Origin of the sequence: Ruegeria pomeroyi DSS-3, from assembly GCF_000011965.2 — a bacterium.
Taxonomy (GTDB): Bacteria; Pseudomonadota; Alphaproteobacteria; order Rhodobacterales; family Rhodobacteraceae; genus Ruegeria_B; species Ruegeria_B pomeroyi.
The window spans coordinates 2873316-2899424 of sequence record NC_003911.12 but is presented as its reverse complement, the minus strand read 5'-3'; the positions used below and the strand labels follow the sequence as shown (position 1 = coordinate 2899424).

The window sequence follows — 26109 nt, the reverse complement described above, 5'->3', positions numbered from 1 at the left end:
ACCCGGCGGTCCCGCCCGAAAGGTCTGATCCTCTTGCAGTCGCCGGGAGGCCGAAGCCCGTACAATCCGCCTGACAGCCCTTGCAAGATGCCTCAGTCCGACGAGCTTGTGCCGATCTCGCTGCCAAAGGCGACCTTGCAACGGTGCCCGGCGGGAATGGAAAGGTCAGGATTGTCCAGCCGAAGATGCAGGCCGAAGGTGCCGCTGGCCACGTCGAACACCCGGTCGATGCGCTGGATCTCGGCCTGATAGACTCCATCAACGGGCGGGGCCGGGCGGACCTGTGCCATGTCACCCTCCTGTATCGTGCCGTATTCCGCGACCGGCAAGAAGGTGACCACATCCAGCGGGTCGAGCTGGACGATTGTCGCAAAGCGCCCTTCGAGGGGCAGGTATTCGCCGTCGTCGAAGTATCGCTCCAACACGATCCCGTCGATCGGACTGCGGATCTCAAGCAGGGACAGGACCGCCTCGGCGCGCTTCAGCTCTTCCATCGCTAAGCGGCGGGCGAGCTCGACGCGGATCAGAACCGACCGGGCGGCTTCGACGGCGGTCTGGATTTCTTCCAGAACCTCTCGGCTGACGACGCCCCGCGTCGAGAGTTCCTGAGTTCGCCCCAGCCGCGCCTCAAGGAAGGCAAGTTGAGTCTTCTGCGCCTCGATCTCCGACGTGTCGTCGGCGCGCAGACGCAGCATCGCGACCGTGGCACTCTGAATGGTCGAGTCCAGTTTGGCGAGGAGCTGCCCCCTTTCGACCTTTTCGCCGGGCTCGATATGCACCCGTGCGACGACACCGCCGGATGCGCCGGCGACATCGACGGTCTCGGACGGATCGATCACGCAGTCATAGACCTGAGCGCTGCAGGGCGCGGCGGCCAAAGCCGCCGCAAAGTAGATGGCCGTGCGCATGGCCGGCGTCAGGTCTCGGCCATCGGTTCGGCCACGTCTGCGGCGTCGGTTTCCGGTTCTGCCTCAGAGGCTTCGGTGTTGGCACGCTCCAGCATCTGGCGGAAATGGCGCATCGACGACAGGTGCAGATAGATGCATTCCAGCTCGTCCTTGCGGCACAGATCGGCCAGGACCTCGCCGGAGAGTGCTTTCAGCTTTTCCCGGTCGACGACCTGGAAACCGCCCAGCGTCCGCTTCTGGCCGGCACCCAGCGAGAATTCAGCCTGCATCGGCACCAGCAGATCCAGCTCTTTCAGTCGCTTGCAGAACGCCTGTGTGCGGGCGAAACCGGCTTGATAGTCCTGAAGGAACTTGAGGACCGATTTCAGGTAGCCGGTCTGTTCGCCCTCCGAGTCAAACAGGCGCTCGCCGCGACCGTCGCGGTTCGCCCCCTCGAACTCTTCGTCGACCAGCAAGGTGAACTGGTTCTTGTCCTTGTCCAGCGAGAAGATGAACGGATAGCGCCGCGCGAAGGCGGGAATGTAAGTGCCCTGCCAGTTTCCGTCGGCGTCTACGGCCAGGTTTTCGTCTTCGCGGGTGCCTACGATGATCGCAGGCACCACGTCCTCGCCGGTTCCGGCGAACACGATCGGATGAGTGCCGGCGGCGGGGCCGAATTCAAGCGCGGTGAGCGGGATGGAATTGGTGTGACGTGCGAAAGCGTACGTCTTTCCACTGCTGATCGAAAGATCGCCATGCCGTTTGGCGCTGACCGGGACGGCCGTTTTGTAGAAAAGTTGCTGCACGGGCATGGTTAATCAACCCCCTCAAATGTCATTGTTTCTTCTCCCTGAACGATATGGCCCCCAAAGTAATTAGTAGCCAAAAGCCTCGGTTTTGTCTAAGCTTTTTAGCATTAATAGGCGTTTTGCCACGCGATGCTTTGTCAAACGAAAAACAAATGAAGTGTCGTGGTCAGGGGGGTTTTGTAGCTATGTCGTTCCCTTTCATTCGGGGCTTGAAGATACCTGGTTCGCGACGCGACAGCCGGTCACTATTTGCCCGGAAATCAGGGACTAGCGGGCGCAAAGTTCATGTGGAGCAACTTGAGCCAAGGCTCTTGCTGGCAGCTGATTTCGCGGTCTCGATGGCGGACGCGATGCAGGTTGATACGGCTGCCCTGAGACTTGAGGGATTCCAGTCAGAATCAGGGGCCGCCCTGCGCGCCTTGAACTCCAGTGGCGCACAAATTGCGCAGGCTTTTGGCGGGGTTGATACGGTCCCGCTGAGCTCTCAGATCCGTGTAATCTCGACGGAAAAAGACGACCGGATCGAGATAGACGCCCTTTCATTGTTCGAAATTTCGAAACAATCATCGAATTTGCCGCTCTTTGAAGTCGAAGGTGGAGAAGGTACCGACACTTTGCGAGTCGTCGGAGGCGATCTGGAGAACGGATTGCGCACCTATACCGACTGGCACATCGACGATGTCACCGAAGAGGGCGCGTCGGGCGTGGCGTCGGTCACGCTGCGCGACAGCAATGACGCAGAAGTTGCGACGTTCGATATCGCGTTCAGCGGCATCGAGGTGCTGGCTGGCACCCAGGGCGACGACACGTTCTATCTCGCGGCCAGCGAGATGCGCAAAGGCATCACCATCGATGGCGGTGATGGCGATTTTGACAGCCTCGTTCTGGATGGCAGCTATTCCAGCGTGTCCTATCAGGCCGCGACGGCCAACGATGGTCAGATCCTGCTGGACGGCACCGCGCTGGTCTATCTGGGGCTGGAACCGATCACACAGAATTCCGCCTCGGACGATCTGGTGATCGACCTGACGGATTATGACGACGATGCAGTGCTGAACTCCTTCAATGCGGGCACTATGTACATCGGCACAACCGGTGGATTCACACCGACATTCGAGAACATCACCTTCGTCAACCCGACCAATTCGCTGACCATCAACCTGAAATCCGGGTCCGATACACTGACAGTCGAGAGTCTTTCGGCCAACTGGGACGCATCGCTGTACATTTACGGCGAATACGAGGGGGCAGAGACCTTTCTGGGCGACAGCGGCGAAGATGACGTGACCTTCTCGGGCAGCATCGACCTTGGCAGCAGCGGGTCGATGCAGGTCATTGCCGAGACGATCACGGTGAACGACAACGTCTCGATCACCGGCGACACCTCGGAAGACGGGTTTATCGAGTTCCGCAGCCGCCGTCTGGGCACGGCCGAGCTGGAAAACCTGTCGCCGATCTTTCCGGGTATCCCCAAATACGCTGCCGTCGACATCGGAGAGAATGCCAGCATCGAGGCGGGCGGCGTCTACCTGATCGCCCAGGCCGAAGAGCGCGGCTATGCTGAACAGCTGGAAATCTCGTCAGCGTTGGACACCAATCTGGTCGGCCCGCTGCTGGGTCAGGTCACGTCGGTTCTGGGCCTGCCGTTCCAGATCCTCGTTAAAAAGACCGACGCCAAGGTTACGGTTGCTGACGGCGCCAATATTGTCGGCCATTCCGCGGTGGGCATCTATGCCAACGCCGTCACCAACGCCTCTGGCTCGGCGGGCTTCTCGATCGCCAGTCTCGGCTGGGCGGATTCAACGGCCAATGCCGATGTCGATATCGGCGACGCCAACATCTATTCCGACGGTTTCGTCGTCGTCACCTCCGACGCCTCTTCGACCGCCAACATGTCAGTCGAGACCAATACAGGCCTTGGCACCGTTCCGACGTCTTCCAGCAGCCAGGTCTCGCTGTCGCTGGCGGTGGCGCGGTCCACCCTGTCTTCGACGCTGACGGTTGCCGAGGGTGCGACGATCGAGGCGGGTTTGACGGCCAATCTGCTGGCGGGCGGTTCGGTGGATTCGCAGGCCTCGGCCACCTCTGGCCTGTTCGCTTCCGGTGCGGCCGGGGCGGCGCTGGCGATCGAGCTGTCGGATGCCGATGTTCACACCAACATCCATGGCACGGTCATCAGCCGCAACGAACCGGGCGCGGTGGTCAAGCTGGAGTTCGATCCGCTCGCAGCACCGGGCGAGCGCGGCTATGTCGATCTTGAAAATAACAGGATCTTTGTCGGTCCGAACGCGCTGGCGACCGAGGATACGGTCGTCTACACCTCCAGCCGCGGACAGAACATCGGCGGCCTGATCGACGGTGCGACCTATTACGTGCTCAAGGATTCGGCCGATCCAAACTATATCCAGCTGGCCAAGTTCGAGGACAGCGTGTTCCGGGGCGATGCCGTCGACCTGGTCGAGTTCAACGGTACGGCGAGCAGCCCGCTTTATCCGGCGACCAACAACAAGTCGTTCACCGGCGCCGACGTCGATTCCGAGAAGGGCGAGATCAAACTGTCGAACGGCGCCCTGACCGGATCCGGAACCGATTTCACCACTCTCGACCAGACCTATCCGCTGGGGCAGGCGGTGATCTACGAGGCGGCCGCGGGCTCTGAAATCGAAGGGCTGGTCAGCGGCAATACCTACTATGTCATTACCGGCACCAACCAGTTCAATCTGGATGGCGGCGCCCGCTCTTTCTATGGGGCCGACGGCCAGACCATCCAGCTTGCCGAGACCGAGAACGAGGCTTATGCGGGCGTCGCGATCGAGCTTGGCAATGTGACCGGCGACGACTTTACCCTTCGGGCCGCGCATATTCTGGATGCGGGTTTCGCCACCGGCGTCGGTATCGGCGCCAAGCTGGAGGTCGAGACCACGACAGAGGCCGGCGCGGGCCTCAGTTCCGCGGATTCCAACGGCTCGAACTCCCCCGATGGCTACAACCTCAACGATTCGGCGCTGGGGAACATCTTCTCTTCCATGATGGGACGCATTTCGACCGAGTCTTCGTCGAACTCGGCCATGAACAGCGCTGGCGCCAGCCCCAACAGCCTGAGCGCGGCGGTCGCGCTGGCCTTTGCCTATAACGATCACGATGTGTCGGTGAACGTGCATCCGACGGCGCGGATCTCGTCTGGTGAAGATCTGGAGGTCAAGGCCGAGATCGAACACCTGAACAAGGCGTTCGCACAGTCGAGTACCGAACCGCAGGAAGAAAACGAGACCGGAGAGCAAAGTGCTCCGAACACGATCAGCGCGGCGGTCATTCTGACGATCACCGACAACGACGCGCAGGCGACAATTCACGGCGGCGCCGAGATGGACGCCAAGCGGGCGACCCGCGTGATTGCCGGTGTGACCTATCCTTTTGCCCAGACGCTTGACCAGTTCCTGCCGACCACGGCGGGCGAGGTGGTCGACATGTTCAAGACCGAGGGTTACGGCGCCATCACGCAATATGTCGACGATACCTTTGGATTGTCGAGTTTCCTGAACACGTGGTCGTCCTCGACCTCGAAAGGGGACAACGTCTCTGTTGCCGGTTCGATCAACTTCCAGGTTCAGGATACGACGGCGATTGCCACTGTGAAGGACGGCGCGCTGATCAACCAGGACGCCTCGTTCAACGCGGACGAAACCGATCCCTATTTCGGTCAGGAGGTCGTCTCGGTCGAGGCTACGTCCTATATGCAGCAGATCGACATGGCCGGGATCTTCGGCTGGTCGTTTGGCTCGCTGGGCCTGAATGATCTGTACGTGTCCAGCAGCGGCGCGTCCTTCGACGGCGGGACGCCGTTCGACACGGAGTCGCCCAGCGTCGCTGGCAATAGTGGTGGCAAGGGCGGTATTGGCGCAACGCTCTACGTCAAGCTGGTGGACAACACCACGCACGCAATCGTCGAGGACAACGCGCGGATCTTCACCGGCCGCTCGGGCGGCTTCAACATGAAGGCCGAAGAGGCGCTGTTCAACCTGGGCTTTGCCCAGTCCGGCGCAGCCTCGGATTCGGGATTTGGGGTCGGCGGCACCATCTCGGTCATCAAGCAGAACAGCGACACGCTGGTCCAGTTGGGCAACCGCGCCCGTGTGACGGGCGAGGATGCGCGTCTGTATGCCGGTTCGCTGGATACCCATATCGGCATCACCGGCGGCCTTTTTCTGGGGGAATCCGTCGGCGTCGGCGTGTCGATCGCGGTCAACGACGTGACCCGCAACACGCGCGCCGTGATCGGCCCCGAGGAGCCGGACGCCGAGGCATCCTATACGGCGGCGAGCGCCAATTACCTCGACCTTGATGGCAAGCTATCGGTCCGGGCAATCAACGACGGCGCGATCTGGGGCTTTTCGATTGCGGGCGCCATCCAGTCCAATGAACAGCATCCCGACCGATCTGACGATCCGCTCGACGGCGTGTCTCTGGGCATTTTGTTCGGCGATACGCCCGTGGAGAACCCGGTCACCACCGGGGTGGGCATCTCTGGCTCGGTTGCGCTGAACTTCGTCAAGGACACCACGCGCGCCGCGATCACAGACGCGGGGCAGGTGAAGGCCGGCTCTCTGGAAGTCACGTCGAACAACGAAACCCAGGTGGTTTCTGTGTCTGGCTCTTTTGCGCTTGCCGTTTCGCGCGGGCAGACCGGTAATTCGGGAACCCAGACCGGGGTTGGCGTCGCGGGCGCCGTGAGTGTCAACACTGTGTCAGGCGACACCGAGGCACTGGTTCTGGGCACCGATTTTTCGATCACCGAGGACCCGGACCCCAACGATAGCAGCGTCGAGGCAACCGGCGACGGTGGCATGATCATCGACGCGTTCCGGGTGGGCGACATCTTCTCGCTTGCCGGCAGCCTGGGCGGCGCGGTCACCACCTCGCAAAGCAACAGCACCATTTCGGCCGGTGTTGCCATTTCGGTCGGCGTCAACCTGCTGTCGGGCAAGGTGCGGTCCTACATGTCGGATTCCGACGCTACCGTCTACAAGGGGTCGTCCCAGGTTCTGGCCACGGCCGCGCCCGACATCCTGTCGATTTCCGGTGCGCTGGCATTCTCCTATTCCGGCGGCGTCAGCGGCAGCAGCACCTCTGCCGCGGTCGGCATTGCCATCAGCGTCAACGAAATCGGCACCGAGGATGAGCCGTTCGAGGTCATTGCCCGTGTGCACGATTCCGTTATCGAGGTTATGGACGGCGACATAACCGTCAAGGCCGACAACCAGTCCGAGATCGAGAATTACACATACGGTGTAGCGCTGGCGATCTCGAACAGTTCTGGCGGCAGTTCCTATGCGTTCAGTGGCGTGGGATCCGTATCCGTCAACAACCTGCACACCGTCGTCTATGCCGAGGTGACCGAGGACGATAACGAGACCGAACTGACCGCGACCAAGGGCGCGGTGACGGTCAGCGCCAAGGAAAATGCCAAGATCGACGCCGACGCGGGCGGATTTGGGCTGGCACTGGCCCTTGCCGGCAGCGGCGGTGGTGGCTTTGCGGGCGGATTGGGCCTGTCGATAGCGATCAACGACCTCAGCTCGGATACGATGGCCATCGTGGATGGCGCGGCGATTACCGCGGGCACCGTGTTGAACACCGGCGACGATGACGTCGTCATTCAGGCCGACCTGACGGCCGAGATCACCGCATTGACAATCGCCGGGGCGGGAACCGCCTCACAGGGGGATGCCGCGATTGCCTTGGCCGGGACCGGGTCGGGCAACCGGCTGCGCATCCGGGCGCTGGCCGATGTCGACGGCGCCACGATCACCGGCGGCGACAAGGGCATCCGCATCGAGGGCGGTCTGGGCGAGACCTCGAAGATCAAGGCCGACGCGGGCGGCGTCGGGATCGCGCTGGGCCTCAGTTCGACCGCGTCGGTCTCGCTCGGCATCGCCGTGGCGGTCAACGATATTCAGGGGCTCGCGGATGTCACCACCCCCGACGTGGGTGCGACGGTCAACGGTTCCACGCTGACGACGGATGATGGCGCCCTGTCCATCGGCGCGATTTCCGGCGCCGATATCGACACATTCGTGCTGGGCGTATCGGTGTCCGCCAATATCGGCCTCACCGACAGTACCGCCATCGGTTTCTCTGGCGCGGGCAGCGTTGCGATCAGCCGGATCGGCTTCGATACCGAGGCATCCCTGACGGATTCCTCCTTCACCAGCAGCGGCGGCGGCAACGCGACACTTCTGGCGCAGGATGGCTCGACCATCGACACTTTCGCATTGGCCGGGTCATTTACCCTGGCCGTAGCCAGTGGCGGAACAGCGGTTGCTGCAAGCATCGCCGCTTCGGTTTCGGTCAATGAGATAGAGAACGGCATTGTGGCCCGGGTTTCGGGGTCGGACATCCTGACCAGAGGCGATGTGACAGTCAGCGCCAGTACGGTACCGACCACTTCGCAGAACGCGCAGGACCAGCTCGCCGGGATTGCCGACTTCGACTATGACGCGACCGAGGATGCGACGATCAACGCCATCGCCATCGGTGTGGCGGGCGCGGTCGCCATCAGCCCCGGCGACGCCTCGATCTCGGCGAGCCTTGCAGGCGGTTTCGCCTTTAATGACATCGACAACACGATCGTCGCCGAGATCACCGCAGACAGCACCGTTGCAGGGGTGAACGACGGCGACAAGGTCGGCAAGGTCGATGTTCTGGCCTATGATCAGGCCAATATCTTTGCCAGCGCCGACGGCGGCGCGATCAGCCTGTCCTTCGGCGATCCGGCGATCTCGATCGCTCTGGCCGCCTTCGTGTCGGTCAACGATATCGACAATGTGGTGACCGCGCGGATCTCGGATTCCACGGTTCAGGCGCGCGACACGATCAGCGTGCACGCCAGGAGCACCGCGTCCATCGAGTCGATTTCAGTGGGCGCTGCCGCCTCGATTTCAATCGGCCAACAAACCGCCATCGCGATCAGCGGCGCGGGCGGTTATGTCGCCAATACCATCGGCAACACGATCACGGCCGAGATCGTCGATTCCACCGACAGCACCGGCGTGCCGCGCGTCTCTGGCGGCGCCGTCGACGTCTATGCCGAGGATGTCTCGACCATGGATGGCATCGGGGTCGCCGCCTCTCTCGCGTTCAGCGTCGCGCTGAACCTGAAGGATGGCGTTTCCGTATCCGTCTCGGGCGCCGGGGCAGGGGTGTACAACACGCTCAACTCGACGCTGGACGCCAACATCACCAACTCGACCGTTGCTGCTACAGGCGCCGACGAAGATACCGAAATCACCGATAACCTTTCCGGGGATGTCCGGGTTCAGGCGGATTCCAACGTCACCTTCGATGACACCACCGTCGCCGTATCCGTCTCTGCTGCGATCTCGCTGATCTCGATCACCGTGAACGCTGCCGTGGTCATCGTGCAAAACCAAGCGCTTGGGTCCGTTACCGCGTCGATCGACGGCAGCACCGTCAATGCCACAGGTGACGTGACGGTGGATGCCTCGGATGACACTTCGCTCGACAGCGAGGCCATCGGCGTCACCGTTTCGATCAGCCTCGCAGGCCTTGCCGGGGCAGGCGTCGCGATCGAGAACAAGATCGACCGTGATGTGACCGCCCAGATTGTACAGGCCAGCACCGTTACCGCCGCCGCCGACGTCACCGTGGATGCCTATGCCGAACAAAACGTGATGAAGTCCACGGGCACTGCTGCATCCATCGCCGTTGTCCCGATCTCAATTTCGGGTGCGGGCGTATCCGCCGAGGCGCTGGTGAACAGCGACGTGACCGCCTTGATCGACGGCTCCACAGTCACGGCGAGCGCAGGCGATGTTGTCGTCGACGCGCAGATCGACACACTGGCTTATGCCACCGCGCAGGGCGGTGCATTTGGCGCGGTGTCGATTTCCGTCATGCTGGCCAGTGCCGAGGTCACCGGCCTTGTGCGGGGCGGAATCACCGGTACATCCATTGTCACCGGCCGAAATGTTCGGGTGACCTCGGTCAGCAATGCCACCGCGGACGTCAGCCTGATCTCTGTGGGCGTCGGCCTGCTCACCGGCGCCGGGATCGGTGCCGCGCCCGATGCGGAAGAGGGCGCCAGCGGCAACGTGATGGTCAGCCGCAGCGTCGAGGCGCTGATCGGTCTCCCCGAGGGGAGCGCGCGCCAGACAGTCACCGCGAACGGTACCGAGGAAGGCTCGGGTAAAGTCGAGGTTGATGCCGACGCCACGCATTATGCCGATGTCGACGCGACCGCGGTCACCGTCGGCGGCGGCGCGATCAGTGCCTCGCTGTCGGGGGTCAACATTTCCGGCGATATCCTGGCCATCGTGGACGAAGGAGCGATCATCACCGCCCGTGCCCTCATCGTCGACGCCGACAGCTATCTGGACGCCTATGCCGAGATCACCGGTGCCGCCGTCGGCCTGCTGGCCGGCGCGGGTTCGAATGCCGTGGCGACGATCACCGGCACCACCCGTGCCACCGTGGGGGCCGATCGCGACCGGGCGTCGTCAACAGTTCCCACCACGCTGACGATCGGGGCGGGCGGCACCACCGTGCAGGCCGTGTCCGAGGCTTTCGCCGAGACCCTGTCGGATGGCGGTTCGGGCGGCGGCTTGTCGATCACGGCGCTGCTGGCCAGCACGACCATAAACACTGACGTCATTGCCAATGTTGGCCAAAGCACCCAGATCACCGGCGGTGCCTTGACCGTCACCGCCGACGCTTTCCGCGATGCCGACAGCGAAGTGCTTGCTGCGGGCGTCGCCGCGATCACCGGCAGCGGCGGTTCGGCTGACAGCGCCATCATGGGGGAAACATCGGCCAGCTTCGGCCCCGGGGATGGCACCACGCCTGGAAGCAACGCCGCCGCCACAACGATGATCAATGGCGGCGACGTCACCATCACCGCGATCGAGAACAGCGACAGTTACGCTTACACCCATGGTGGATCGGGGGGGGCGATTGCCATCGCCGCGCTCATTCCCACCGCCTATGTCACCACGACAATGGAAGCCTATGTCGGCGCGGGTACCGATATCGGGGCCGACAATCTGACGGTCACTGCCAATGCAGAGCAAAGGAAGGCGTCCGTCGATCTTCTGGTCGTGGCCGTCAGCATTGCCGGCGGTGCAGGCAGCACCGGTACCGCTTATGTGGGGTCTGCCGACAACTCGGCATACTCGAATGCCGATGCCTGGATCGGCGACGGGGCGGTCATTGACCTGACCGGTGACCTGACGGTGAAAAGCATCACCTCGTTCGACTATGCCGCTGTCGATGGTGACGTGGGATCGGGCGGCGGGCTGGCCATTTCGGTCCTGTTGTCGGATTCCGACCTGAGCAGTGGCTCGTTCGCCTGGATTGGCGACAACGTCGAAGTGACCGGCCGCAATGTCACGGTCGAGGCCACCAGCCAGGCAGGCACGTTCTCGGACGTGCTGGTCGGTACCGGAGCCCTGATTGGCGGGGGAGGCGCGCAAACCAGCGCCTACACCTACACCCGCACCGCCGCCTACACAGGCGACGGCGCCTCGCTGGACCTGACCGGTGACCTTATCGTGACCGCGTCGAACATCGTTGGCGAAGCCAAGGGCAAGGCCAGCGCCTATGGCGGGGGTGTGATCCTTGTCGGGGCCTCGGTGTCGGATGCCTATGCGAAGAATGACGTCGAGGCCTTCCTGGGCGACAATGGTGTGATCATCGCGGATGACGTCACCGTGGGTGCGGTGGTCGAGGATGGGAATGCCAACCCGCCGTCGAACACGCTGACGATGGACGACAGCAATAACACCATCAACTTTGAACGGCACGGGCTGCAGGAAGGCGATGCCGTCGCCCTGACCGGGGCGGGATCGGCAAACGGCACCTATACGGTGATGGAGATCGCCGGAAACTCGCCCGATCCGACCGACAATTTCCGTTTCGGCGCGGCGCTGACCGTCGATGCCTCGGAAAGTTTCCTGGCGACTGCGGCCGACCTGCCGGTGATCGGTGTCTCGGCGGCGATTTCCCAGGTCGATGCGGGCACTGACCAGATCACCTTCATCTCGCCCCATGGGCTTGCGACCGGCGATACCGTGTCCAGCGATGCCGCCACCAGCGGCATGGCTTATGTCCGTGCGATCAATGACTTCGTGATCGAGCTTTACGAGACCGAGGCGCAAGCCCAGGACACCACCTCGCAGAACGGCCTCCTCGATGTCGAGGCGCCGGTGGGCGTCGATGCCGCCGCCGACCGCATCTATCTGGGGGCTTCGTCCGATCTCTATACCGGCCAGCTTGTCGGTTACGATCCGGGCGGCGCAGCTGCCGTGGCGCCCGCCGGGCAGCTGTATTACGTCCGCGTGGTCGATGCGAACCTGAACGCGATCGAGCTGTACACGAACCAGTCCGATGCCGAGAACGGCACTGGCACGCCGGTGAACCTGACCGCGTCGACCGGTACCCATCTGATTTACCAGGCGGCGCCTGAGGGTGCGGCGCAGGTGGATGCACTCAGCGATACCATCCGGTTTGCCTATGCGCATAGCTTCAAGGACGACATGCAGGTCGTCTACAAACCCAGCGGCGCGCCGATCAGCGGGCTGACCGCCGACGCGACCTATCAGGTGCGCGTGGTGGACGAATTCACCATCCGTCTGGCAACCTCGGATTTCAACCCCAGCACCGACCGGTTGACGTTCTCGGGCGGAAACATCTCGTCCGGCGTTATCGATCCGGCCACGATGCCCTTTGCGGCAAATGATCTGGTGACCTATTCGAACACCGGGACGACCAAGCGCTTCGAGGCTTCGTTCGTCGACCTTCAGGGCAGCGCTGAAACGCCGGACACGAACAGCAGCGGCGAGCTTCTCACCACGGACAACAACACGATCTATCTGGGCACCGACCTCAACCGCGACGATGTGTACGAGGGGCACGGTTTTGCCAACGGCGACTTGGTCGTGTACGAGGTCGAGAATGGCGGAACGCCCGTCGGCGGGCTGATCTCCGGCCGTGGATACTATGTCATAGTGGTTGACGCCTATCGTATTCAGCTGGCGGAAACATATTTCGAATCCGTGGGTTACACGGATCCAAACGACTCCTCAAACAACATCGCGATCACTCCGATCGCGCTGACCCGCTCGGCCAGCAACGACGCGGTGCAGTCGCTGACCAGGGCTGCCGACCTGCCGATCATCGGGCTGGATCAAGGGACGACCTACAGCGTTACCAGCAACGGCGGCGCACTGGCTGACGGTTTTGTCCTGCGCGACGCGTCGGGCAACACGATGTCCTTTGCGGGCACCGTGAACGTCATTCTGGCAAACGGCTCCGTGGTTGTTCAGGCCCTGTCCAATGCGAACCGGCTGGAACGGGTCGAGGTGAACCTGGGCGCGCCTGTCGAAGGCCGGCACGAGTTCCGTGTCATTCTGGATGCGCTTCCCGGCAATCCGACGGATGCCACGGGCATGGGCCTGGAAACGACCGAGGGCCGCGACATCCGCGAGGCCGTTCTCGTTGCGTTTGACGGTCAGACCAAGGCCGAGGCGCGCGGGGGCGGCGGCGCTGGAATCGGGTTCACCTTCCCCGTTGCCGATTCCGGCGCGGATGTGATGGCGCAGGCCTACATCAACGCGGACCTCGTCCGTGCGCGCGGCGATGTGACCCTCTACTCGCTGACTGACACCAGCCTCGACCTTGTGGTCAGCAATATCGCGGGCGGTCTCCTCAGCGTTCAGAATTCGGATGGCGATCAGATCGCCACCAGCTATTCGACCACCGCGGTGGGCAAATTGACCCGCATCACAGGGGGCACAACAGAGGGGACTTCAGCCACGATCCTGAGCATCGACAGCGCGGTCACGGAACTGACCGAAGTGCAGGCGCAGGACGTCACGATCGAGGCGGCAGGCAATTACCGCCAGTACTCACAGCTTGATTTCGACCATACGGCCGAGGTCATAGCCGACGGTGGCGGGTTGATCGCCGGCGCCGGTGCCTATGTGGAAAATGATCTGACTGCCCGTTCGAATTCGGTCATTGGTGATGGCGCCACGATCGATGCCGAAACCGTTGATGTCAGTGCCAACATGGGCATCTTCGACAACCCGACCTCCAGTTCGCTGTCTGGCGATCTGACCATGGACAGTTATGCCCGGGCCGAGGCCGGGGGCCTGTTCGGCGGCACGCGCGCCGAGTCCGATAGTGACTTCGACTATGATTCCGCGGTGCTGATCGAAGGCAGCCTGCTTGCAGGCAAGGACCAATTGACCGATGGAACCCTGATTCAGGGTCGCCGCGGTGTCGATTTTGAAGTCAATCGGGCGAGCTACAGCTACGATAGCGACTATCGGGCGGTGTTCTGGGGGATTGGCGCCGGGACCGGCGAAACCTTTGGTTCTGCAAGCACGCGTACCGTTATCGATGGCGATGCCGGTGCGACCATCTTTGCTGCGCCGCGTCTGATCGGCGGTGAGAATGTCCATGTCGACAACGTTCCGCCCAGCGCGTTGAACACCTATCCGGGTTACAATGACCTCGCAGTCTACGTGAGTGTCACCGGCGACTTGATCGAATGGGATTCTGATATCGAAATCAGCGCGGGCCCGTCACCGGAACTGGTGGTTGACGCCAGCGGTGATGTGGTCCGGGCCTATAACGTCAGACTGTTGAATGACAGCGGTGCATTCGTATTGCCCGAGGTCGGTTCGGATGCGTTCAGCGACTTCAACGGGAGCGACCAGATCGTCGTTGATGACATCATCGCCGCGAACCTTGGGTCGGTTGTTTTCAATGCGCCGCTTGGCAGCATCAGCCAGGAGAACGGAAATTTCGATGGCAAACACTGGGCCGAACTGCGCGTGTTGCGCGGGTTTGGCGAAGTGCGGCTGACCAACCTGTCCAATTACGATCTGGTGGTGAACCGGATCGACATGATCGCCGAGGCCGGTCATGCCCGCGTGCTGCTGGTCGACCTGGATACTGTCGAAAGCGCCATGCAGTTCTCGATCAAGGAAAACTATGGCAACGCCCTGATCGACATCCGCAATCTTGGGGCAGGAAACATCGTTCTTGCCGGGAGCAACGTCGACGGCGCCTCAATTGAGAACCCGCTGGGCGAGACCCGCATCCTGAACACGGGTGGCGACATCCTGACCGAGGGCGCGGTCATCCGTACCAATACGATGGGCGATGCCGACCTGGCGCGCAGCTTCCGCGATACAGAGTTCATGTCCCACACGGTAGCCGAACTGGAAGTCACCGCGCAAACCGGGGCCTCGGGCGCGGTCGAGCTGGTGCGGACAGATGGTGGGGACTGGTCCGCCATGGGGATCGGGGAACGTGGCCTGATCCGCGTCGGTGACGAGGTACACCAGGTGGCCGAGGTGAACGGCGATAGGCTGACACTGACCCGCGCCTCTTCGATTACCGCCGGGACCGCGACCCGTATCGTCTCGCTGTTCCACGGGATCGAGGCGACCTCGGGCGACATCGGACTCGATGGCACGGCGATCAAGGTGGATCTGACCCGCGTCGCCAGCGAGAACGAAGCTTTGTATGCAGCGTCGGGCGACAGCATCTGGATGGATCTTGGCCTGCGCCTCCGTACCGGCGACACCACACAGACCACAGCCACCGTGGCGGTCGGCATCGTGGCGGCGGCGACCGAGGCGTCACTTGCCTTGCGGTCTGCCGTTCGCGAGGATGTGGATGGTCAGAGCCAGGGTGTTCTCGTCACTGGCGATACCGGAGACAATGGCACCTACTATCAGTTCTTCTACGATGATCCGGATACCGTGAACCGAGATCTCGGACCCGGTGCGGGCTATTCCGCCACGGCGACCGAGCTGGCCGTCACCACCTGGGACTTCGACCTGATCGAGGCGGGCAGCCGGATTACGGCCAATGGGACCGATCCAGATGGCTCCACCGTACGCGCGCCGGGCGACAACACCGTCCGGATCGTCGCGAATACCAATATCCGCCAGGGCGACACCGATGGCGATGGTGCACACTACATCGATGCCGCCACCAACGGTGATGTCGTTCTGACCGAGATCGACGCCGTGCTGAGCGGTGACCTCGACGATCTGCGCGTCGGACGGATCGACTCGTCCGCTGGTGATGTGACGCTGGAGGCACCGCGCCACATCCTCGATTCCGATCCCACCGACGGCAGCCCCGATCCATGGGACGTCGGCGGCGTCAACATCACCATGACCGCCCGCACCGGTGGCGTCGGTACCGACGCGGATTTCCTGGAAACCAATCTGGTCGACAGCGTTCTGAACGTGTCGCAGAGCGGTGTCCTGACCGCAGATGCCCAGCGCACCATCCGGATCACAGAGACCGCTGGCAACATGCGCGTGAACACGGTGGATTCCGAACTGGGCGACGTCACGCTGACAACCCGCGCGGGGTCCATCCTCGACTCGAACTCCGGTGCCGGCGAAGACGACAACGTCACCGGTCGCAACGTCGATCTGCTGGCCGATGGCGGCTCCATCGGTCTGTCCTCGGACGATTTCGATATCGATTCCGGTATTCTGGGCGACTGGTCCGGTGTGGTGACCGCTGATGGCGACACTGGCGTCTATCTGACAGAGACGGCGAACGAGTTGAATCTGCTTTACGCCCTGTCGACAGGCGGTGCTGTACGGCTGACCATTCCGGATACGCCCGCCACGCCGACCCTGCCGGCGTCGCCTTACGGTCATGCACAAGTGCCGCGCATCCTGCCGCGCGACGTGTCATCCCCAGCAGAGGATCTGTATCTGCTGGAAAACGGCACTCGCCTGGTCGTGCAGAACGCGGTGCAAAGCTTTGATAGCGCCCGCGTGGATGCCTTCAACACAGTGGACCTCTGGGTCGGCGACAACCTCTCGATGGAGGCCAACAGCCTGGTGATCGCTGGCCAGACGGTAACGATGCAGCTCGACACCACCCGCACCGGCGCGTCCCGGTCGGGCACCGATGCCGACGCCGGCTATGGAAGCAACGCCGAGCTGACAGGAACCATCCAGACCCGCGGCAATCAGAACGGCGACCAGTTCCTGCTGCAATCCGGCGACGATGTGGACATCATCACCGTCAATTCGCTGAAGCTGATTGCCCAAGGCTTCATCCGCACGGCTGGCGACGAGGACGAGATCACCGTCAACACGCTGATGACGATGGACACCTATCGCGACAATGGCTATCGCGACACGCTTGACCTCGACGGGGCCGAAGGCACCGACGTCTATGTCATCAACACCACCGGCACCTACGGCGAAGAGCGCGACTATCTGATCAACGTGCTCGACACCGGCGCACCGGATGACGGCACCGACACGCTGGCGATTACGGGCTCGACTGGCTCCGACCTGTTCCTGCTGCGCGAGATCACGTCGATCGAAAACCGCACCGCCGACCGGCCAAGCTTTGTAGCGCTGATGCATGCCAATCCGAACGGCACGGACACTTCGCTGGACAACGCCATCGACCAGGCGCAGACCTCCAGCGATCGCCCGTCCAACGTGCAACGGGTCAACTATGACCGTGCGGTCAACGGCCGACTGACCGTCTATGGCCTTGAAGGCGACGACATGTTCGCCGTCGACGGCAACAGCACGATCACCACGCTCGATGCCGGGGCAGGGGCAGACCGCTTCCAGATCGGCCAGTTCCACGGCGTTCTGGACGCAAACAATCCCGAGGGCGCGGCCTTCCACCTGAATGCGGCCCCCGGCGATGAGCCTGCCGAGATTATCCGCACCACCCGCGGCTATATCACCGCGGGCCCGTCCCAGTCTCTGGTCGCCAAGGGTGGCGACGGCGGCGACACATTCACCGTCTATTCGAACAAGGCAGAGATCCGTCTGGAAGGCGACGCGGGCAACGATATTTTCGTCGTGCGCGCCTTTGCGCTGGCCGATGAGAACTTTGACCCGATCCTCGACCAGTACTCGGTCGAGGGCCGCAACATCATCAACACCGGCACCGGCGAGGACCAGGTAACCTACAACCTCAACGCCCCGGTCTCCATCGATGGCGGCGCCGGATATGACAAGGTCATCGTTCTGGGCACCGAGTTCGGCGACGCCTTTGTGATCCGTGAAGATGGCGTCTTTGGCGGCGGCCTGAACGTCAATTTCGAGAATATCGAGGTGCTTGAAGTCGATGGCCTGGAGGGCGACGACGACTTCTTTGTCCTGTCCACCCCCATCGGTGTTGCCGTGCGCATCGTCGGCAACCTCGGCAGCGATGTGATCAACATCGCCAGCGATGTGACCGAGCAGATCAGCAGCGCCGGACTGGAAGGGCAGAGCTCTGTCATCAACCACGATGTCCTCAGCGACGGCCGCTACGAAGGCCTGTCCATCGAAGGCGTCGAGATGACCGTGGCGGGGGACGGCAGCGGTCCCGTCAGCATTCGTGAGCTCGACGAGAACGGCGATGAAGACGGTTATTCCGTTGTTCGCGAAGGAGATTTCGGCGACCGCTATGAGATCTCGCTCAACGAGGCCATTGCGGTCGGCACCAGGGTCTATATCACCGTTTCGGCAGCGCGTTCGTCGGACGACGAGGATGCCTGGGACCCGACCGAGGCGCCGCGCATTCTGCTGGATCGCAACAACGATGGCTTGCCGGACGAGGGCGACTCGGTCCTGATCGGCGCCTCCGAGGGCGATTACTTCGACACGGTTTCGGTCAACGGGACCGACGAACAGGTTCCGACCCGCGATGTCGTTCTGGTTTTCGACTCGACCAACTGGTCCGACGCGCAGACCGTCTGGATTGCCGCCTCGGATGACAGTCTGGAAGAGGGCGAACGCAAGATCGTCATCAGCCATAGCGTTCAGGCGATCAATGAAAACGGCGCCGATCAAGACGCCGTCGATCTGTACGACGGCCTTGCCGTGCGCAACGTCGAGGTCACGATTCTGGACAACGATCAGGCCGACGTGATCCTGACGCATGATGGAACCGACACACGCGTTCTCGAAGGGCCCGACGGGTTCACCGACCGGGTCGGGATCTCGCTCAGCCGTGCGCCCGATCCGGGCGAGACCGTCACTATCTCGCTGGCCGAGCTGTTCGCACCGGGTACGGATGCGCAGCTGGCGTTCGACACGCCCACGATCACTTTCGACAGCTCGGACTGGGATAGCGTCAAATACGTTACCCTGACCGCCATCGACGACAGCAAACCCGAGGATCCGCGTGGTCTTCAGATCCAGGCGACGGTCACCTCGACGGGGGGCGCATTCGATGATGCCGCTAGCCAGGTTCTTGGCGTCAAGGTCCTGGACAACGACACCCCGGGCGTGGTGATCACCGAAAGCGCGGGTGACACCCTGGTGACACCCCTTGCCGATGACGATTACACCATCCGGCTGACCTCTGCCCCCAACGCGGGTGAGGTTGTGACGATCCCGCTCTTGACCGACGGGCAGGCGTCCATCGTCAGCGCCATCGACACTTCCGACAACAGCAACCGACTGATCCGGGACGTCGATGTCGGCACTTTCGAAGTGGCCGAGTTCTTCGATGGTCCGGTCACCTTCTCGGGCGATACGATCACCCGCACCGATCTGGGCTCTTTTGTGGATGCCAACCTCTATGTGGGCGCGCGCATCGCGATTTCCGGCAGCACCGCGAACGACACCGGCACCGAAGAATACTACGAGGTCATCGCGGTCACCGACACCTCGATCACGCTTGCCGGTGCCAGCTTTACCGGCGGCGCGGACACAAATGTCTCGCTGGGCGAAGTGTCCATCAGCATGCTGTTCAACGGGCAGGTGATCTTTGGCGACGAAACCGTCACCGAGAACGGCGTCACGGTCGACGGTGACACCATCACGCGGACCGACGGCGACAGCTGGTACGACGACGGCTTCCTGCCGGGGCACGAGATCCGCATCGACAGCGGGCCGAATGCGGGACTGTACCAGATCGCGCTGGTGGAGATCGATGATCAGGGGCGCGAGTTCCTGCGTCTGACCTCATCCGGCTCGCTGACCGTGGGCACCGGCAACGTTCGTGTCGTTCGCGTCGCCGATGCCATCCAGTTCGACGACAGCAACTGGGCGACCGAGGTGCAGATCACCGTCGAAGCCAACCAGGACTATACCCTGCCGGTCTATCTGCAGAACAAGATGTCGTTCTCGTCCGTGCACCGGCTGACCAACATCCAGGGGCCGGTATCGGTCGAGGGTGGTGCGACCGGTGCGGACCGGACCTTGATCCCGGCAATCATCCTGCCGGGCGAGACGCCGGGCGAGGCCGTCGACATCGGCCCGCAGCCCGACGAGTTTGCGCAGATCGACGTCCTGAACATTTTCGACGACGCCTCGCAGGAGGACAAGTCCGGTGTGCTGACACCCACCGGTCTGACCGGCTTCGGCATGGCCCTCGAACTCAACTTCGAGGAAACCGATTTTGGTGAACCCACCACGGTGCCCGGCGGCATCTCCTGGGGCACTCAGGTGGTGGACACGAGCGGAAACTTCGTCACCGATCCGCTGCTGTCCAGCATCGAGATCCTGAACATCATGATGGGCAAGGGCAACGATGCCCTGCGGATTGACGGTACGCTGCAACCCACCACCTCGGGCCAGGGCGGCGAGACCGCGATCCATGGCGGCCTGACCATGATCCACGGCGGCGGCAACCGGACCGAGGACGGCGGTGACCTGATCATGGTCGACGGCGGCGGCGGCTCGGAATCGCTCCTGGTGATCTATGGCGACACATCGCAGGATGGCCTGTTCTATTCCGGCTCGGGCGAAAACAACAACGGCCACAACTTCGGCGAACGGCCCTTCCCGCCGTTCACCTCCGAGGCGCTGGCCGACATCCGGGCCAGCTTTGTCATGCCGCTGGCCGATCCGTTCCTGATCGCGGGCAAGGATGAAATCCTGGTCTTCGCAGAGCTGGCCGGCGAGATGACCTTTGACGCCGCGGCCCTGACCATCCAGGCAACGTCGAGCTGGCTGGATGCGGGCTTCCGCCAAGGGCGCGCGATCGAGGTCGAGCTGACCAATGGCGCGACCGCAAGCTATCGCATCGCTGAGATATCCGCCGATGGCCTCACCCTGACGCTGGAAGACGGCGCGGTTCTGCCCGACGGTCTGCGTCAGGCGCGGATCACTGCGGGCGGCGGCGCGGGCAAGGTGACCGCCTATGGCGGCGGCAACGACGACCTGATCATGGGCAGCCGCGAGGGCGACCATCTGGCCGGCGGCGGTGGCAACGACGCGATCTTCGGCCAGCAGGGCGTGGATCAGATCTGGGGCGACAGCGGCTTCAACGTCGACATCTTCGGTGATCTGACCCTCTACAACGACGATACCCTGACCAACGCTGAAAAGCGCGCGCTGGCCGGGCCTATCCTGACCATCCCGGTTGCGGGCGCACTGATTTCCGAGGCGGGCGATGCCATGATCGTGGGCGACGATTCCGTCTTCGGCGGCATGGGCGACGATGTCGTCTTTGGCGACCACGGTCGGATCGACGTGACCGAACCGCCGCTGCGAATCCGGACCACGGCCTATGAGTACATCGTAACGATCGCCAGCTCAGAGATCGACAACGGCGGTGATGACCTGATCTTTGGCGATGCCGGGCGCGATATCCTGATCGGTGGCGCGAACCGGGTCGTGCAGGGAGTGCCGAACGGCGACCGGATCGACGGTGGCACCGAACAGGATCTGATCTTTGGCGACAATGTCACGCTGGCGCAGCGCGCGGTGGGGCAGTACCAGGATCAGGATGCGCGCATCGTGCGCCTGACCGGGTCGACGATCTACAACCGCGATGGCTCGGCCAACGTGGACACGGTAACGCTGTTCGATGACCCGCGCCACGCGGGATCGCCCTGGACCGCCTTCGAGATTACCGAGCTCTATCACGACGTTGCCTATCAGGCGCGCAACGATGGTCAGTTCGGCAATGACGACATCGCGGGTGGTGCCTCGCACGACAAGATCTTTGCGCAACTCGGGGATGACTCCGTCCAGGGCGACGGCGCGATCCTCGACCTCGCGGTGTCGGCGACACGCGACGCGGACGGCACGCTTGTGCACGTGCCTTCGTTCGAGGCCGAAACCGATGGCGACGACTATGTCGAAGGTGGTGGCGGCAACGACCTGATCTTTGGCAACCTGGGCCAGGACGACCTGATTGGCGGCAGCTCTTCCTTGTACACGCTCGTAACACCCGAGCAGCGCCCGGACGGGTCTGACGTGATCTTTGGCGGGGCAGGGACCCAGATCGCCATCGACATCCTTGGCACAGATGCAAACAGCATGCTGGGCGCCCCGTCGGAGCATGGCCGCGACGCGGATGTGATCGTCGGCGATAACGGCAACATCTTCGACCTCGTCGGTGGTCCCAACGTCTGGCTGATCTACAACTACGACAGGACCTCCGACATCGGGAACAATACGGTCGATCCCTCGCAGGTGCACCTGCGCAGCGACATCCGCCTGATCCCGCGTGCCGTGGTTCAGCTGGACTACACGCCGGGCACCGATGTCGGCAGCCTTGGCGCCAGCGACCTTGTCTATGGCGAGGACGGCGACGACATCATCTACCTGATGACCGGCAACGACGTGGGCTATGGCAACGGGCACGATGACCAGATCATCGGCGGCACCGGTGACGACCGTATCTTCGGCGGGACCGGCGAAGACGGTCTGCTTGGCGACGACGGTGTGATCCGGGTCAGCCGCAACGGCCTGGCCGAGCCGCTCAACGGCATTTCGGCAGAGGCGCAGCGGACGCTTTCGATCCCCGGACCCTGGATCGGCGCAGAGGTGGATCTGAATGGTTACCTCAAGATCACTGTCGACGCGATCCTGCCCAAGGAGGGCGGCAACGACATCATCTACGGTGGTTTGGGCGACGACTTCATCCATGCCGGCGCCGGTGATGATGCGGCTTCGGGCGCCGAGGCGCTGCCGATCTTCCACAACGACACCCGGCCGATCGCCAATACACCGATGCTGTACGAGCCGGACAGCGGTATCCTGACCGAGTTCTATGATCGTACGACGGGCAGCTACCAGACCTTCTATGACCCGGACGACCCGCGCCCGATCATCGAGAATTACTTCCTGAACTTCCGGACCTTCGATGACGACGGCAACTTGATCGAGGATGGCAAGGACGCGATCTTTGGCGGCGACGGCAACGACGTGGTGTTTGGCGGCACCGGCCATGACCGGATGTTCGGCGGCTGGGGGGACGACTATCTCCAGCTTGACGATAACCTGGGTACAAACGGCGGCCGGAACGACACTTCGGACAGTGCGGTTTCGCCACAAACCACCGGCGGTGCGGCTGATTTTGCCTTTGGCGGCGGCGGGCGCGATGTTCTGATCGCCAACACCGGTACCGATCGGATGTTCGACTGGACCGGCGAATACAACAGTTTCATCGTTCCCTTCTCGCGGTTCGGTGCGCCCACGGTAAACCGGCTGCCATCGCCGCATGCCGTCGAGTTCCTGTTGGACCTGGCCGAGGCCACGGGCGCCGCGACCAGCCGGGCCGAGGCCTATGACCTGATCGCCATGGTCACGCCGCAGGATCCCGAATGGGGTGACCAGCACGGTGCCCCGCGTGATCCGCAGCCCGGAAACGGCCGGGGCGCCTTTGACAGCGCCGGTGGGCCCGAGAACGACACCGTTCGCGTGCCGCTGCAAACGGCCGCCGGTTCCACCCCGTCCGGTCCGGCCGAGCCCGGCACCATCGAGGTGGGGCTCCAGATCGAAAAGGCGATCAACGCCGCAGATCCCTGGTCCCCGACCGATGCCGAGGATGCGGACACCGCCGCCGAGGCCGTCGTGCTTTCTGTCGGGACCGATGTGATCTGGACCTATCTCGTGTCGAACACCGGGGACGAGTCGCTTCACCGGGTATCGATCAGCGACACAGCATCGAATGGCGGCCGGTTCACTCCGACTTACGTCGCGGGCGATGCCAATGAAAACCGGCGTCTCGATCCGGGCGAGGTGTGGCTGTACACGTCCGAAGGCGTCGGTGATCACACCGTCGTGGCAGGGCCTTATTCAAACGTCGCCACCGTAACGGCGCGCGGGTCGCGGGGCGCGACACCGACGGACTCGGACGGCAACCATCACGTGGGCGTCGTGGTCACCGACCCGCCGCCGTCCGTCACGATCGAAAAGGCGATCAATGCGCTGGATCCCTTCAACCCCACCGCGGCTGAGGACGCCGATACCGGGCCCGGTCCGGTGCTGGAGACGGGGTCTGCCGTATTGTGGACCTACCTGATCACCAATGACGGCGCCGTTTCGGTCTCGTTGGACAGCATCGTGGATGACGCCGGCACGCCGAACGACACTTCGGATGACCGCACGCCGGTCTATGTTTCCGGCGATGATGGCAACGGTATGCTGGATCCTGGCGAGACCTGGCTGGCGTCCCTGGGCGGCGTCGCCGCCGACGGCGCTTATGTCAACGAGGTCAGGGTCACGGTCAGTGACTCCTATGGCCGCGAAGCGACCGATACCGACGTGAACCACCACACCGGCACCAGGGTTCCTGGCGGCTCGTCAGTGACGCTTGTCAAGGCTGTCAACGCGGTCGATCCGTGGAACCCGACCGTTGCCGAAGACGCCAATGCATTGAATGGCCCGGAACTTGTCGGAGGCGACGCGGTCGTCTGGACCTACCTTGTCGGGAATACGGGCGGCGGCGCGCTTGCCGTCGGAACACTGATCGACGATGCCGGCACGCCGGGCGACGGTTCCGACGATTTCGCGCCGGCCTTTGTTTCGGGTGATGCCAACAACAACGGGCTGCTCGACACTGACGAGACCTGGCTCTATCGCGCCGTCGGTATCGTGACGCCGGGCGATTACGTCAACGTTGCGATCGTCACCGCGACCGATGCCTCGGGCGCGCAGGTCACGGACAGCGACCTGGCCCACTATCACGGAACTCCGCCACCGGGCACGCCCGCAATCTCGCTGGAAAAAGCGGTGAATGCGGTCGATCCGCTGGAGCCGACCAAGGAAGAGGACGCCGACACGATCCCCGCCTTGGTCCGTGCCGGGCAGGATGTGACCTGGACCTATCTTCTGTCCAACACCAGTGATGTGGCGGTGAGTGTCGTGAGCCTGACCGACGATGCTGGCACGCCGAACCATGCGTCCGACGACTTCGCGCCGGTCTACGTGTCCGGCGACGATGGCAATGGTCTGCTCGATCCGGGCGAGACATGGCTGTTCTCCTCGATGGGCATCGCGCCGGAAGGAGACTATGAGAACATCGCCACCGCGGTTGCGGTCAGTGCCTCGAACCAGCAGGTGTCGGCCACCGACAATGCGCGTCTTACTGGTGTTGCGGACCAGGTGAAACTGGTCAAGGCGGTCAATGCCGTCAACGTCTACGCGCCCACCGAACTCGAAGACGCAAACGATGCGCCGGGACCGTTGTTTGTCGAAGGCACGCCGCTGATCTGGACCTATCTTGTCACCAACGAAGGGGCTGGCGAGGTGGTTCTGGACAAGCTTACCGGGGTGATTGATGACGCGGGCACGCCGGACGATACCAGCGACGATTTTGCCGCGATCTATGTCGATGGCGACACCGACAACGACGGGATGCTGGATGCGGGCGAGACCTGGCTGTTCACCTCGGAAGGCGCGGTCGATGCCTCGGCCACGACCGGTGCCTATGGCAATGCCGCCGCGGTGTTTGCAGGCGAGGATCGCTCGATCACCGACACCGATCTGGCGCATCACTACGGGGTGGATCAGGGAGAGGCCGCCGGTCTGACACCGGGCTTCTGGAAGAACAACGCCACGCAGCACGGCGCCTCTGCATGGCCGACAACCTCGGATGGGACGCTGATCTACGATCCGCAGCAGACATTGGACACCGTATTCGACATTCCCGTCAGCTATGCCCATCTTGCTGACGTGACCCTGGTCGATGCGTTGGGCCTGACGGGGGGTGGCGAGAATGCCCTGATCCGCCACGCTGTCGCTGCTTTGCTCAACGCCACCAGCGTCCTGGTCGGTTATCCGGCCTCTGCACCGCAGGTCATCGCCTGGACGAACGAGGCGCTCGCCAGTGGGTCCAGAGCCGTCATGAACGATCAGAAGGACATGTTCGTCGACTGGAACGAACTGGGGGCCGATCTGGATCAGCATGGCCGCAGCCAGAGCTATCTGGACATCGTCACGCAGTCCAAGATCTATGTCCCATGGCTGTTGGATGATCTGTCGACGCCGGAAACCAGCGATTACCTGGTCTATGACGACGAGACCAGTACGTTCGGTAGACCTCCGGCGGGCGGGGCGCCGCACTTCGCGCTCTGAGGCTCATTGCATATTCGGTGCAACGGCCCTGCGATCCGGCCTTCCGCTTGGTGCGGGGGGCCGTTCTTTCCCATGAAACCA

Annotated in this window: 3 protein-coding genes; 1 reads left to right on the top strand and 2 read right to left on the bottom strand. The window is 62.9% G+C overall.

The genetic code is table 11. The features are described 5' to 3' along the window. Positions 1 to 92: 92 nt before the first annotated feature. Both SPO_RS13785 and SPO_RS13780 read right to left on the bottom strand, forming a co-directional pair. Positions 93 to 908, bottom strand: coding sequence for an efflux RND transporter periplasmic adaptor subunit (locus SPO_RS13785; protein WP_011048420.1), 816 nt, complete (start codon positions 906 to 908; stop codon positions 93 to 95). Positions 909 to 916: 8 nt separating this feature from the next. Further along, entirely contained in the window at positions 917 to 1699 is a 783-nt protein-coding gene (locus tag SPO_RS13780) for a SapC family protein (protein ID WP_011048419.1), read from the bottom strand. 47 nt (positions 1700 to 1746) lie between these two features. Between SPO_RS13780 and SPO_RS13775 the strand changes: the two genes are divergently transcribed. Beyond that, positions 1747 to 26028 (top strand): DUF7507 domain-containing protein, encoded by a 24282-nt coding sequence (locus SPO_RS13775; RefSeq protein WP_011048418.1) that lies wholly within the window; start codon positions 1747 to 1749, stop codon positions 26026 to 26028. Positions 26029 to 26109: the final 81 nt, after the last annotated feature.